Annotated in this window: 10 protein-coding genes and 1 tRNA gene; 6 read left to right on the top strand and 5 right to left on the bottom strand. The window is 61.3% G+C overall.

Going from position 1 to position 13,823, the window contains the following annotated elements; all coding sequences use genetic code 11:
• Positions 1-32 precede the first annotated feature (32 nt).
• The gene (locus D8780_RS03430; RefSeq protein ID WP_121644363.1) at positions 33-1,583 is read right to left on the bottom strand and encodes a catalase; all 1,551 of its coding nucleotides are present in this window, start codon (positions 1,581-1,583) and stop codon (positions 33-35) included.
• A gap of 197 nt (positions 1,584-1,780) precedes the next feature.
• Between D8780_RS03430 and D8780_RS03425 the strand changes: the two genes are divergently transcribed.
• Both D8780_RS03425 and D8780_RS03420 read left to right on the top strand, forming a co-directional pair.
• Entirely contained in the window at positions 1,781-2,698 is a 918-nt protein-coding gene (locus tag D8780_RS03425) for a hydrogen peroxide-inducible genes activator (RefSeq protein WP_121644362.1), read from the top strand.
• 84 nt (positions 2,699-2,782) lie between these two features.
• The gene (locus D8780_RS03420) at positions 2,783-3,937 is read left to right on the top strand and encodes a PQQ-dependent sugar dehydrogenase (RefSeq protein ID WP_121644361.1); all 1,155 of its coding nucleotides are present in this window, start codon (positions 2,783-2,785) and stop codon (positions 3,935-3,937) included.
• Between the two features lie 50 nt (positions 3,938-3,987).
• On the opposite strand, the gene D8780_RS03415 is transcribed toward D8780_RS03420, so the two are convergent.
• Entirely contained in the window at positions 3,988-4,431 is a 444-nt protein-coding gene (locus D8780_RS03415) for an MAPEG family protein (RefSeq protein ID WP_121644360.1), read from the bottom strand.
• A gap of 70 nt (positions 4,432-4,501) precedes the next feature.
• On the bottom strand, positions 4,502-6,007 hold the full coding sequence (gene guaB, locus D8780_RS03410; protein ID WP_121644359.1) for an IMP dehydrogenase: 1,506 nt from the start codon (positions 6,005-6,007) through the stop codon (positions 4,502-4,504).
• A 220-nt stretch (positions 6,008-6,227) separates the two neighbouring features.
• Between guaB and D8780_RS03405 the strand changes: the two genes are divergently transcribed.
• Positions 6,228-7,706: an MFS transporter gene (locus tag D8780_RS03405; protein ID WP_281004578.1), complete on the top strand. Its 1,479-nt coding sequence runs from the start codon at positions 6,228-6,230 to the stop codon at positions 7,704-7,706.
• Here the strand turns inward: D8780_RS03405 and D8780_RS03400 are convergent.
• A complete protein-coding gene (locus D8780_RS03400) occupies positions 7,688-8,410 on the bottom strand; it encodes an RlmE family RNA methyltransferase (protein WP_121644358.1) in 723 nt (240 codons plus the stop codon). The genes D8780_RS03405 and D8780_RS03400 overlap by 19 nt on opposite strands.
• Positions 8,407-9,954 carry a Ppx/GppA phosphatase family protein gene (locus tag D8780_RS03395; RefSeq protein WP_342633422.1) on the bottom strand — a complete coding sequence of 516 codons (1,548 nt, stop codon included), beginning with the start codon at positions 9,952-9,954 and terminating at the stop codon, positions 8,407-8,409. The genes D8780_RS03400 and D8780_RS03395 overlap by 4 nt, the downstream gene beginning before the upstream one ends.
• Before the next feature lie 208 nt (positions 9,955-10,162).
• Here D8780_RS03395 and D8780_RS03390 point away from each other — a divergent pair.
• From D8780_RS03390 to D8780_RS03380, 3 genes are all read left to right on the top strand, one after another.
• Positions 10,163-10,236, top strand: a tRNA-Gln gene (locus D8780_RS03390).
• Between the two features lie 145 nt (positions 10,237-10,381).
• A complete protein-coding gene (locus tag D8780_RS03385) occupies positions 10,382-12,322 on the top strand; it encodes a tyrosine-type recombinase/integrase (protein ID WP_121644357.1) in 1,941 nt (646 codons plus the stop codon).
• A gap of 616 nt (positions 12,323-12,938) precedes the next feature.
• Positions 12,939-13,643: a hypothetical protein gene (locus tag D8780_RS03380; RefSeq protein WP_147440277.1), complete on the top strand. Its 705-nt coding sequence runs from the start codon at positions 12,939-12,941 to the stop codon at positions 13,641-13,643.
• Positions 13,644-13,823: the final 180 nt, after the last annotated feature.

Below are 13,823 nucleotides of genomic sequence, written 5' to 3'. Positions count from 1 at the left end.
CCGGCCTTCTTCACTTTCAGATCGAAGCCAGCTTACTCGGCAGCTTCGATGGTCGGCTGCTGGGGGCTCTGATCGTTGGCCTCATGCGGCGTATCGCCGGTGATCGGTAGACCGTTGGGATCGTATCCCGCATCGCGGCTGGCAGCTTCCCACTCCTTGCGGACGCCAGCTTCATAATCCGGATGAACCTGCCTGAGGTGCTCGAACCAACGCTCGACGATCACGGTCGGCACGCCAACCAGGGCGCCGCCCATATTCTGGTGCAGGCGATCCCGTTCGGCATCGTCCATGACGTCCGCATAGAGCGCTCGCGGCTGCTTATAGTCGTCATATTTCCGATGATCGTACCGGGCCGCATCGCCGGAGATGCGCAGCGGCGGTTCCTGTGCTTCACGCACCTCGACCGGCCCGTTGAAGCTGTTCGGCTCGTAATAGGCATTGGGATTGCCTGTCGCGATACCACCATAGACGTTCATCTCTCCATCCTTGTGGTAGTGATGGACCGGGCATTTCGGCCGGTTGACCGGGATCTGCTCGTAATGCGTGCCAAGGCGATGGCGGTGCGCATCGGCATAGGAGAAGATCCGCGCCTGCAGCATCTTATCCGGCGACCATGAAATGCCCGGAACGATGTTGCTGGGCGAGAACGCAGCGTTTTCGATTTCGGCGAAATAGTTTTCCGCATTCCGATTCAACTCGAAATAACCGACATCGATTGGCGGGTATTCGTCGTGCGGCCAGACCTTGGTGAGGTCGAACGGATTATAGTCGGTCTTCTCGGCATCCGTCTCGGGCATGATCTGAATCTGGAATTTCCAGCGCGGATATTTGCCGTCCTCGATCGCGTTGAACAGACGCTCCTGATAGCCCTCACGGGTCTTTCCGACGACCTTCTCGGCTTCTTCATTGGTGAAGAAGTCGTGACCCTGCTGGGTCTTGAAGTGGAACTTGACCCAATACCGTTCGCCCTTCTCGTTCCAGAACGAAAAGGTGTGACTGCCATATCCGTTCATGTGCATCGGGCTTTGGGGCAGACCACGGTCGCTCATCAGGATCGTGACCTGATGCATGGCTTCGGGAGACAGGCTCCAGAAGTCCCACATCGCGGTCGGCGAACGCATGTTCGTCTTCGGGTGTCGCTTCTGCGTGTGAATGAAGTCGGGGAATTTATACGGATCCCGGACGAAGAAGACCGGCGTGTTGTTGCCGACCATGTCCCAATTGCCGTCCTCGGTGTAGAATTTCAGCGAGAAGCCGCGGACGTCGCGCTCGTGGTCTGCTGCGCCAGCTTCGCCGGCCACTGTCGAGAACCGCGCGATCATTGGCGTCTCGGCACCTTTCTGCAGGCACTTTGCCAGCGTGTACTGGCTGATATCCTCGGTAATGACGAGTTTGCCATGCGCGCCCCACCCTTTTGCATGGACGGTCCGCTCGGGAATGCGCTCCCGGTTCTGGTGAGCCAGCTTTTCGATCAGCTGGTAATCCTGAATGAGTAGCGGACCGCGCTCTCCCGCGCTCAGGCTGTCCTGATTGTTCGGCCAAGGCGAACCGGCCGTCGTTGTGAGTTTTGGCTTGTCGTTCATAAACCTCACTCCCCTTTTTTGTGAATCTCGTAATGGCGATACCCATCAACGGGCCAAAGCCGATCCTGTTTCGCGCCTAGACCCGCCAATCGTCATTTCTTTCGAGCGTCGGTCGGACTGGACTGCTTGGGGACGATATGGGGTGCACTAAAATAATTGGAAATTGAATTTCCTGCTCTCTACGATAATTTGACGTTATGAATTTTACGCTTCGACAGTGCAGTTACCTCGTCGCTCTCGCGCAGACCGGCCACTTCGGCCATGCGGCCGATCAGGTCCACGTCACCCAACCCGCGCTTTCGACACAGATTGCGCAGATGGAGGCCAATCTGGGCGGTCGCCTGTTCGAGCGCAGGAGGGGACGGGCAAGCCTGACCCCGTTCGGCGAGTCGATCCTTCCCTTGGCGCAGATGATTCTAGAAACCGCCGGTCGTATCGAGGAGATCGGCCAAAGAGGTCGATCCCCTCTGACCGGAGCGCTGCGACTCGGCGTCATCCCGACGGTGGCGCCCTATCTTCTTCCTTCGCTCCTGCCGCTTCTCGCCGACCAGCATCCCGATCTGGAACTGCGCCTCAAGGAAGCGACGACACCTGTGCTTCGAAACGATCTCGAACAGGGTAAGGTCGATATGGCCATTGCCGCCCTGCCCTTTCCGGACGGACCGTTTCGATCCCGAGCCGTCATCAGGGACCGCTTTCTCCTGGCCAGTTGCGCATCGGACGGCAATGCCGTCGATTTACCGCGTCACCCGACCGCATTGGAGCCGGAACGCCTGCTCCTTCTGGCTGAAGGCCATTGTCTGCGCGATCAAGCACTCGACGTGTGTTCTACCGATCCCGGCCATCGCGCAGCCGATCTGGAAGCGACATCAATCGCCACGCTTCTGCAGATGGTTGCGTGCGGCCTAGGGGTGACATTGCTGCCGGAGATGGCGGTCGCGACCGAGGCGGCCAATCCCAATCTCCGGATCGCACCCTTCGACGAGCCCCAGCCGGAACGTACGATCGGACTAATTTGGCGCACGGGCAGTGGTCGCGGGCAGGATGCGGAACGTCTCGCCGACCACATCGCCGCACGGCCGTTGCCCAATCTTCCAGTGTCCCCTCCAGCATAACCGCTTAAAGTTGCAGTCCGGCGGAACGGACAATCGTGCGAGGTGTTCAATCCCTGATCCGATGAACATGACGAGGACCATGCCATGACCGCACAGACCATTCTCAGTAGCCTCGCGCTTTCGACGCTGATCGCACTGCCAGCTTCCGCACAGGACGACAGCTTTTCCGTGACAGGCACGGAAGGAACCGCTCTGGCGGCCGAAGCCGTCACAGACTTCGATGAGCCTTGGGCGATGACGTTCCTTCCCGACGGAACGGCTCTTGTGACCACGAAACCCGGCACGCTCTTCCATGTTACGCAGGATGGCGAGAAGACTGAAATTCAAGGAATGTGGGAGGTCGCCTATGGTGGCCAGGGCGGACTTGGCGATGTCGTCCTGCATCCCGATTTTGAGCAGAACAATCTCATCTATCTCTCCTATGTGGAGAGTCTCGATGATGGTGCGACGAAAGGGGCTGCCGTCTCACGGGCCAAACTCGATCTCTCCGGCGACACGCCGAAGCTGACGGACATAGAAAAGATATGGACGCAGCAGCCGCATGTGCCGGGTAGCGGTCACTTCTCGCACCGAATCGCCTTCGGGCCGAAGGGCAGTGACCAGGAAGGCTATCTGTTCCTGACCTCCGGCGAGCGGCAGAAGCAGACACCCGCGCAGGACAAGGACGTCAATCTCGGAAAAATTCTGCGGCTGAACGATGACGGATCGCTCCCGGAAGGAAACCCCTTCGCTGAAGAAGGCGGCGAAGCCGTTGCCGACGAGTTCTGGACGACGGGTCACCGCAATATGCTGGGCATCGCGTTCGACGGTGAAAACCGGCTCTGGGCGCACGAGATGGGCCCGCGCGGCGGCGACGAATTGAACCTCATCGAGCCGGGCAACAATTACGGCTGGCCACAGCGTTCATACGGCGACAATTATTCCGGCGTACCGATCACGGATCACTCCGCCGATGACGGCTTTACCAAGCCGAAAGCGTACTGGAATCCGGTGATCTCGCCAGCAGGCCTCGTCATATATTCGGGTGACGTGTTTTCCGACTGGCAAGGCGACGCACTGATTGGCGGCCTTTCTTCCAAAGCGCTCATCCAGGTCGATCTGGACGGCGAGACCGCGCAGGAAGCCGAGCGCTTCGAATGGGGAAAACGCATCCGTGAAGTTGAGCAAGGCCCCGACGGCGCGATCTGGGTACTGGAAGACGAGGCGGGCGGGCGCCTTGTCAAGCTAACCCCCGCTTGAGTTAAGCGAACTGCAAGCCGACGCCCCGCCCATAGCGGGGCGTCGGCGCATCAATAGGAATCGATGCCAACCAACTGCAGCGCCAGCAGGAGCCATAACAGGCCCGTTGCCAGAAAGCTGCCGATGAAAGCGCGACGCCGCAGGACGACCCTGTTGATCGTCAAATGAACGACGGCATGCGCGGCGCGCGCCAGGACGAAGAGCCATCCTATCGTCACCGCAAGGATGCCGACCGCGCCGGTCACATAAAGTGCCAGGCAGACGACGTGGAAGAGAACCGGCAGTTCGAACTGGTTGGCGATATTGGCGCGGGTGATAAAAGCCTCTTCCGGCTCGTCACCGTAGCGATTCATCTTATATTGCTGGACCGCCACCCGCCCGTCCTGTACCGCGCGGATACGCCGCGCGCTCATCAGAAAATAGACGATATAAACGATCAGCACATGCGCGATCATCGGCCAGAAGATCGCCGTGCCGGTTGGATTTTCAATCATAGCTTGCCCCTTGATTCCGGTCAGAACCTCAGACCGGCAGAGGCGAGGTTAGCGTCTCTCAGCTGAATCGTCAGCCGCCTGTGGAGGGATAATTCGGGCTTTCGCGCGTGATCGTCACATCATGCGCATGGCTTTCACGAAGACCCGAACCGGTGATCCGGATGAACTGCGCTTTTTCGCGGAAGGAGTGAAGGTCTCCAGCACCGACATATCCCATGGCCGCACGCAAGCCGCCGGCAAGCTGATGAAGGACGCTGCCGACAGGTCCCTTGTACGCCACCTGCCCCTCGATGCCTTCCGGCACCAGCTTTAGCGTATCGCGAACCTCGGCCTGGAAATAGCGGTCGGCCGAGCCGCGCGCCATCGCGCCGACAGACCCCATGCCGCGATAGGCTTTGTAGGAACGGCCTTGATAGAGGTACACTTCGCCCGGGCTCTCTTCCGTTCCGGCCAAAAGGCTACCCACCATCGCCGCTTTCGCTCCTGCCGCGAGAGCCTTGGCAAGATCGCCGGAAAACTTCACGCCGCCATCGGCAATCACGCTCACCCCCTGCGAATCGGCCCGCTCGACAGCGCCCATGATGGCCGCGAGCTGCGGCACGCCCACGCCGGCGACGACGCGCGTCGTACAGATCGATCCCGGGCCGATACCGACCTTCACGCAATCCGCTCCCGCGTCGATGAGGGCCTGTGTCGCATCGGCGGTCGCAACATTGCCTGCGCAGATCCGAACCGCATTGGATAGTTTCTTGACCTGCGAGACCATATCCAGCACGCGCTGGCTGTGGCCGTGGGCGGTGTCGATCACGAGAAGATCGACGCCCGCATCGATCAGACGCTCGGCACGTTCGAAGCCGTCATCGCCGACACTGGTTGCAGCGGCAGCGCGAAGCCGGCCCTGATTGTCCTTTGCGGCATTCGGGTTGAGTTGGCTCTTCTCGATATCCTTGACGGTGATCAGGCCGATGCACTGACCCTCATCGTCGACAACCAGCAGCTTTTCGATGCGATGAGAATGCAGAAGCCGCTTGGCCTCTTCCTGCGTGACGCCATCGGAAACCGTGACGAGATTTTCCTTCGTCATCAACTCGCGGATCCGCTGATCCGGATTATCCGCGAAACGCACATCACGGTTCGTCAGGATGCCGATCAGCTTGCCGGTTGTCTGCCCGCCCGTGCCGCCATTCTCCACGACGGGAATACCGGAAATGTTGCTGGCCTGCATGAGCGAGAGGGCATCGGAAAGTTTGGCATCCGGGCCGATGGTCACGGGGTTGACCACCATGCCGCTTTCGAACTTCTTGACCTGCCGGACCTCTTCGGCCTGCATCGCGGGATCGAGATTGCGGTGAATGACGCCGATACCGCCGGCCTGCGCCATCGCGATCGCCAGCCGGCTCTCGGTGACCGTATCCATCGCCGCCGACAGGATCGGAATGTTCAGCTCTATGTCACGGGCAATCGTGGTCTTGGTATCGACCTGCCCCGGCAGCACTTCTGAATGACCAGGAATGAGAAGAACGTCGTCGAAGGTGAGCGCGTACTCACCCGTCGCCGTGTCGATGATGCGTGCCATGGGGTGCCAGTCCTGTTTTCGGAGCGGGAGCCGCGCCCGCGCTTTGGATTGGCAGTGGCTGCTAACACTATTGCGTGACGGAAGGAAGACGCTTCGCCGCTCTATTCACCGCTGATGGGCCGGGTGATCGCTCGAATGTCTTGAACAGGCCGTCTCCGAACTGCACCAGCGAACAGATCGTTTCATTGACACCCTGCCCGACGGGCGCCATTTGGCGGCGGTGAAACGTCCCGCTCTCCCCCTCATCCTGGCCGTCGCCCTGTTCATGGAACAGATCGATTCCACCGTCATCGCAACGGCTCTGCCTGCTATCGCGACCGATATCGGAACGCGGCCCGTTGCGCTGAAACTGGCGCTGACAGCCTATCTCGTTTCGCTGGCTATCTTCATCCCCATTTCCGGGTGGATGGCGGACCGGATAGGTTCGCGGAACATCTTTCGCATCGCGATCGGCGTGTTCATCCTTGGCTCGCTCTCCTGCGCGATCTCCAGTTCACTCGGCCAGTTCGTCGGCGCCCGCTTTCTGCAAGGCATGGGTGGCGCGATGATGACCCCCGTCGCCCGTCTCATTCTCGTTCGTACCACGCCAAAAGACAGACTGGTCGACGCCATGGCATTGCTGACCATCCCGGCCCTGATCGGACCGTTTCTCGGCCCGCCCCTCGGTGGCTTCATCACCACCTATTTCTCCTGGCACTGGATCTTCCTGATCAATCTGCCGATCGGCCTTGCCGGCATTCTTCTGGCGGGAATTTTCGTGCCCGACATGCGCAGCGAAGACCGAAAACCGATCGACAGGACCGGTTTTGCCTTCGCCGCACTCGCGGCCTCCGGCGTCATTTTCGGCCTTTCGGTGATCTCCCTGCCTGCGCTGCCTCCGCTTTACGGAATCGCGGCGGTTCTCGCCGGATTGGTGGCCGCGCTCCTCTACATTCGTCACGCTCTGGCCGCGCCAGCACCTCTCCTCGATCTGTCGCTCTTTGCGATCCGATCCTATCGCTCATCCGTCCTCGGCATGAGCCTCTTCCGCGTGGGGTCCGGGGCTGTTCCATTCCTGATGCCGCTGCTGCTGCAGCTCGTCTTCGGCTATACGCCCTTCCAGTCGGGGCTCATCACCTTCATGGGCGCGGTCGGCGCGCTTATGGTGAAGTTCGTGGCGCCCGCCATTCTTCGGCGAACAGGTTTTCGGGGTGCGCTCTCGGTAACGGCGGTCGTCGGTGGAGCGCTGATCGCAATCGCAGGCTTTTTTACGGAAACGACACCGGTGCCCGTCATCCTCTTTACCCTTCTGGTCGGCGGCATCTTTCGCTCGCTTTTCTTTACCGCCGGCAATGCGCTGATCTTCGCGGATATCGATTCGGCTCGCGCAGCACCTGCCACCGCGACGACATCGGTTCTCCAGCAGGTATCCATTGCACTGGGCGTTGCGCTCGGCGGCGCGATCCTCGAACTGTCGACCGGTGCGGACGGCATCGTCACCCAGACCAGCTTCCTGATTGCCTTCCTGACGATCGGAGGCCTATCGATCGCGGCCGCGATACCTTTCCTGCTGCTGCCGAAGTCAACGGGCGCGGCCGTCTCCGGCCATCGTAAATATCTTCATGTCGGGCGGGATGACGGCAATACGAGACCCGGCCCGGCCGTCGCGACGAGCAGCGGCAGAGATGCCCCGAACGATGATCAGTCGCGCTCATCCTGAGCGTTGTTCTCCTGCCGCCCCTTGAAGCCTTTCGCCAGAAGGTAAAGCTCGACGCTCTCCTCGCGGCTCGCCGGCGGCTTGACGTGGTGAACGCTCTGGAAGTTGCGTTTCAGCATGCCCAGAAGATCCGCCTCCGTTCCGCCCTGGAACGTCTTCGACAGGAAATGCCCGCCGGGTTTCAGAACCTTGAGCGCGAAGTCGGCCGCCACCTCGCACAAATGCATGGTGCGGATGTGGTCCGTCTTGCGGTGGCCGGTCGTTGGCGCAGCCATGTCGGACAGCACGATATCCGGCTCTCCGCCCAGCGCATCGATCAGACGGTCTGGCGCGTCGTCATCCAGAAAATCCATCTCCAGGATGGTTGTCCCCGGGATGGAGTCCATCGGCAGATAGTCGATCCCGACCACGGCCGGCGCCTCGTAGGTCGAGCCCACCTTCTGGACTGCGACCTGACACCAACCGCCCGGCGCGGCACCAAGATCGATGATTTTCTGACCGCGCTTGAGCAGATTGTAGCGCTCATCCATCTCGATCAGCTTGTAGGCCGCGCGAGATCGATAGCCCTCTGCCTTTGCCTTATGCACGTAAGGATCTGAGAGCTGGCGTTCGATCCAGCGGCGCGATGAATTCTTCACGCCCTTTTTCTTGACCTTCACCTTGAGCGCGCGCGGCGCCGGCCCTTTTGACTTGCCACGACTCTTCATTGCTGCGCTCCCTTACGGCGTCCGCGCCGCCAGGCATTATCGCCCGTCATCAATTCCATCAATATTCCCTCACGCAAGCCGCGATCGGCGACACGAAGACGCTCCGAGGGCCAGGTTCTGCGGATCGCTTCGAGAATTGCGCAGCCGGCGAGGACGAGGTCGGCCCGGTCCGCGCCGATGCAGGGATTGCCGACGCGCTCGTCGAAACTCCAGCCAAGCAGGCGCTCCGTCATTGCCGAAACCTGTTCGCTGCTCATCCAGATACCGTCGACCCGGCGCCGGTCATAACGGTCGAGATCAAGAAAGACCCCGGCCAGCGTCGTGACCGTTCCGGAGGTGCCGAGAAGGTGGAAGGCAGGATTTTCGAGCAGGTGAGCCAGACGCTCGCGCCCTTCGAACCGGCCGATCATCTCGTAGACATGGCGAACCATCGCCTCGAAGATATCCGGCGTGACATCGCGACCGCCAAAATGCTCCGCAAGTGTCACCACGCCGATCGGCAGAGACGTCCAGGAGACGATCTTCTCCGACAGTCGCCTTGGATCGCCATCCGGAATGTCGATCAGAGCGATCTCGGAGGAGCCGCCGCCAATATCGAACAGGACGACGCCGCGCGTGTTTCGCTCGACCAGCGAAGAACAGCCGGCAACGGCAAGACGGGCTTCGGTTTCGCGATTGACAATCTCCAGCGCAAGGCCGGTCTCGTCGCGAACCCGTTGGATAAAGGCTTCGCCATTCTCGGCGGAGCGGCATGCCTCGGTGGCGATGAGGCGATAGCCGCGCGTCTTGCGCGCCATCAGCTTGCCGGCGCAGACGTGAAGGGCATCGACAGCGCGGTCCATGGCCTCATCGGAGAGCCGGCCGGTCCGGCCGAGCCCCTCGCCAAGGCGAACGATCCGCGAAAAAGCGTCCACCACACGGAACTGGCCGGGCCGGGTCGGCGCAGCCATGAGAAGACGGCAATTGTTGGTTCCGAGGTCGAGCGCAGCATAAAGCGGCGCATGGCCTTCACGCCGCATCGGCCGGTTGCGCCACCGACGTGGCGGCTTCTCTGCCGATTCGCTCACCTGCGGCAGCTTTGCAGAGTCGCGGTTTGCAGGGCTGTGGCCGTCGCGGCCTGCGGGCTCGTTCAAAACGGATTCTGTTCGCCGTGAATCGCCAGGGTCCGCCTGAACTGTGGATGCGTTCGCATCCTGGTGCTCATGGCTTTGCGGCGAAGAGGTTGCGGCCGCACCACTCCGATCCTTGGCGAACACGTTCTTATGCCGCCGTCTGCGGCGCGAACGGCGTTTGCGCGGCGGGCGATCCCCGTTCGAAGCGTCGCCGACGGGCGACGCTTCCATCTTCGTGTCGGCAGCGGATTGCGGGGCGGGCGGCGAAACGGCGTTCGCCTCTCCCTGCGGGTTTTTGCCGCGCTTGCCCCGCGAGCGGTGGCGGCGGCGTCCCCTGCGCGACGAAGGCGTCTGCGGCCCGTCATGGCGGCCGTCGGAATCCCCGTCGCCCCTCCGCTCTGGCGGCTTCTTGCCGCCTTCGGGGTTCTTCACAGTTACATTTCCCTTCGCGCTGCAGCTGTCCTGCAGACAGCGCGCGCGCCAATATTGCGTTGGCGGAACTCTAACAGAGGCGCCGGACGTTGGAAAGCGAAGCGGTGACACGGTGATCCGGCAAGGGTTGACAAGACAGGCCCGATCATTAGATAGCCAGCATCGTTCCGCCGACAGACGAGCGCTTGCGCCGCAGCGGACACGGCGATGGGGAATAGGTTAACGGTAGACCCGCGGACTCTGACTCCGTTAGTCCTGGTTCGAATCCAGGTTCCCCAGCCAGACACCCATCAAGTCATTGATTCTCAATCGTTTCGCTTCGCCGCCGATGCGCGCCGGGCGCCATCCGTCCCGTTTTGTGCCACAAAACTGTACACACCGGGTGCCCGGCCGGTGGTGGAGACGCGACTAGCCCCAGCGACATCTCGTGCCGAATCTCACGCGGCGCGGACGACGCCATTACTGGCGCGCCCGCATCCCGCGGCGCGCCGCCGCGCAAACGGCGGCAGGCCGGCAGCACTTTACCCTGCCCATCAGAATCAGCGATCTTGCCGCGGTGGAGATCATCGCCCTCGATTTGAACAGGCTGCTCCACGCGATGAGGCAGGACGAGACGATGACGCTGAACGCCGAACAGATGCAGACGATCTTCAAGGCCGAGATCGCCGACATGGAAGCGCGGCACGCGACGCTCAGGCTCGGGGCAAGGCATTGCGGCTTCGGCTCGGAGAGCGAAGCCCTCATCGACGCGGAGGTCGGACACGCCTACAAGCTCATCGCACTGTTCGGCGCGCACCGCCGGCTGACCTTCGAAGGTCCGTGTCCCGGGCTTGCCTATCTGCAGGCATCCGGGGTGCAGCCCGACCGCCATCCGTGGATCGTCTCGACCTATGAGGCCGAACGAGCCTGCGCTTTGAGTTCCGGTGGCCGCGAAGAAACCCGCGCGCTGCTTCGCAGCCAAAACCTGCCCGTTGGCACGATGGCGCTCGAAGCAGCCCAGAGCGCGGTGATGGATGCGCGGGCGACGCAACTGCTCTCCACCCGATCGGCTTATCCGGATCTGGCCTGGTTTGACGGCGCCGACATCGACGACGCGCAAAAGGAGACATCCGTCCCCACCTCCGACGTTCCGACGCATCCTGCCGTCGAGAGCCAGAGCGACCAGCGTTCGGATCTGGAGGTCGCGGACATGGAGGAGTGGGTCGGCCGATATCTCAAAGGCCGCAAGGACATCGAGGACGCCACCAAACGCGATATCGGAGTCGCCGTGACGTTCTTCGCCGAAACCATGACGGCCGAGGGGCTGAAAAGATTGTCCGAAGTTCGCCAACAGACCCTGGGCGCCTTCCGGAACCTCTTCGACGAGATCCTCACCAATTACGGACGCAGTGCGCGTCTCAGAACGTTGTCCGCCACGGAACTTCGCATGGAAACCCGGCGGCAGGTCCGTGAAGCGGAGGAAGCGGGAAAGCCGCTTCCCCCGGTTGGGCTCTCCGGCCAGACCATCCGCAAGCACATCGGTTCGATCGAGCAGTTTCTCGGCTATCTCGAAGGCCAGGGCTTTATCGTTCCGCCACGGAACTGGAAGTCCTTGCGCCCCAAGAAGAAGAAGGGCCGCGAGGCGCGGGCCGGAAGCCCGAAGCCGGGATCGGACCGGGTCGGTCCGGTTTTCGAACTCCCGCCCTTCACCGGATGCGCATCGCCGGGGCAATTGTGGTCGACTGGATCACGTATCTTCCACGGCTCACTCTTTTACGTCCCGCAGATGATCTACTATCTCGGAGTTCGCCGCGGCGAAGTATGCGGCCTCGACGTCGACGACCTGGTGCAATGGGATGGCGGTCTCGCGATCAAGATCCGGCCCAATGCCGGTCGACGCCTCAAAAACGAAAATTCGATCCGCATCCTCCCGCTGCATTCGGAGATCGCGCGTCTCGGGATCTGGTCTTACGCCGACGCCGTTCGCGCGACCGGATCGACGAAGCTGTTCCCGGAACTCTACCCTGCCCTGCCGCGGCCCGGGTTCGATCCCGGCGATCGGTTCTACAAGGATTTCGTAGGGCAGGCGAAAGCGGCACTCGCGAACCGAAACCTCGAAGCATGGCAGAGGTTCATCCACGCGCTGCGGCACGGAAACGCCACCGCGCTGAAGGAACTCGGCGTCGATCAGATGCTGATCGACGAGATCGCGGGACGGGCGGCGAGTGGCGAGACCGCGGGTCGATATACGCAGCGGGCCAGTCTGCAGCGTCTGTCGGCGGTCATCGAACGCATACCCGTCGTGACCGGTCACCTCAGCCCGCAGCCAATATCGTTGTTGCCATGGGTGACCGAGAAATCGAAGCGTCCGTGGGAGCGGTCGACATGACCGCCCGTCATCGAGAAAGCGTCAGATCCCGGTCGCGCCATTCCGGTCCGTATCAAGGTGAGATGCGGGCGTGTCGGTATGCGCATTGGAACTGATCTGGAGGTTCGAAGAGACGGATCGTCTGATCGGGCGACGGCCTGACGGCGTTTCATGGAATAGGAATCGATCGGCTTGTGGGGCACGAATTGAGGATGCTCCACTGAGCCGATTGGCCGGCGTTTCCCGATCCTCCATGTGAGGTTGCAGGTCCAGCCGCTGCCCGTAAAGACGGGTTCCTTCGGCCGGTGAAGGGGCGCCGCGAACAGCCGCCGACCCCGATCGAGTAACGGGGCAGGATTGTTGTCGAGTAACGTCCTGAGAAGTAGTCGAGTAACAAGGGGAGATCGATATGTTTGGACCGGACCAACCGACGCGGACAAGCCAAACCGAAGATTACTATCGGGAACGCTACCGACGGCTGGCAGCGACCGTCGCCAAAAGGGAAGGAACAGACGCGCCCAGCCTGTATGATGTCGCGGCGTGGTTCGCGGGACAGCATGGAGTTTGGAGAGCGTCGACCATCCGAACCTACAAGGCCGCGATCTCGCAGGAGCAACGCGATAGAAACGTCGGATCGTTGCGGATCGAGACACCGGCCCCGAAAAAGGATGGCCCCAAGCGCACCGCAAGCCGTAAGCGCAAGTCGGTGAGGTGGGAGGAAATCGTCAAGGTCAGCGGCCGACTTCTGACCGGTGGAAAGGACGGTCTGATCGCTGCACGATTCATGGTCATCAATACGTATCTCGGCCTACGCCCAATTGAATGGCAAACCGCGTCGATTGAAGGGACGATGCTGGTCGTACGATGTGCAAAGCGCACCAACGGAAGGGGTTTAGCCGACGTCCGTCGCCTCAACTTGGCGGGGATCAACAGGAAAGAGCCGTCGTTTTGTTCGATGGTTCAAAGTCTGATCGATCGACTGCAGATATACCGCTCGCAATCGAGATCGTGGAAGAACGTTTGGGACCGGATCGCAAGACGGATCGCCAGTGCCTGCCATGCGCTCAAGATCCGCAGAATCTCTCTCTACACCACGCGGCATGCCTGTATCGCGACCGCCAAGCAATCCATGTCGGCAGTCGCCGTCGCCGTGCTCGCCGGTCACGCTTCGGACCGCACTGCCACAGTCAGCTATGGCAAGCGACGGACCGGTCTCGCCAAATCTATCTCGGTCGCCCTCCCCCAGGCGGAGGCAGAAAAACTCGTCCGTCGGTCCGGTCGCAGCAATCTTGACGAGCGCGCTGAGTTTCGCGCAGCGAAAGACTTTAGCCCGAAAGCTTAATCGTTGGCTCCTGACCCAACAAACTGTTCCATTTTTGAATGTGACTCTTCGGGCATCATCCTCCGACGAGATGAGTGCCGAACATGCCTAAGAAAAGATATTCAAACGAGCAGATCGCCTTTGCGCTAAGAGACCCTGATGCCGGCGCTACGGTTGGCGGGTTAGCTGACAGATAGGCGG

The organism is Notoacmeibacter ruber, assembly GCF_003668555.1.
GTDB lineage: Bacteria > Pseudomonadota > Alphaproteobacteria > Rhizobiales > Rhizobiaceae > Notoacmeibacter > Notoacmeibacter ruber.
Note: the sequence above shows the minus strand (reverse complement) of the source record. Positions and strands in the feature narration are given on the sequence as shown.

Bases quoted from the DNA above. Each gene is read 5' to 3' on its own strand.
- guaB (WP_121644359.1), bottom strand. From the start codon at position 6,007: ATGGCACGCATCATCGACACGGCGACGGGTGAGTACGCGCTCACCTTC.
- D8780_RS03415 (WP_121644360.1), bottom strand. From the start codon at position 4,431: ATGATTGAAAATCCAACCGGCACGGCGATCTTCTGGCCGATGATCGCG.
- D8780_RS03400 (WP_121644358.1), bottom strand. From the start codon at position 8,410: ATGAAGAGTCGTGGCAAGTCAAAAGGGCCGGCGCCGCGCGCGCTCAAG.
- D8780_RS03420 (WP_121644361.1), top strand. From the start codon at position 2,783: ATGACCGCACAGACCATTCTCAGTAGCCTCGCGCTTTCGACGCTGATC.
- D8780_RS03425 (WP_121644362.1), top strand. From the start codon at position 1,781: ATGAATTTTACGCTTCGACAGTGCAGTTACCTCGTCGCTCTCGCGCAG.
- D8780_RS03430 (WP_121644363.1), bottom strand. From the start codon at position 1,583: ATGAACGACAAGCCAAAACTCACAACGACGGCCGGTTCGCCTTGGCCG.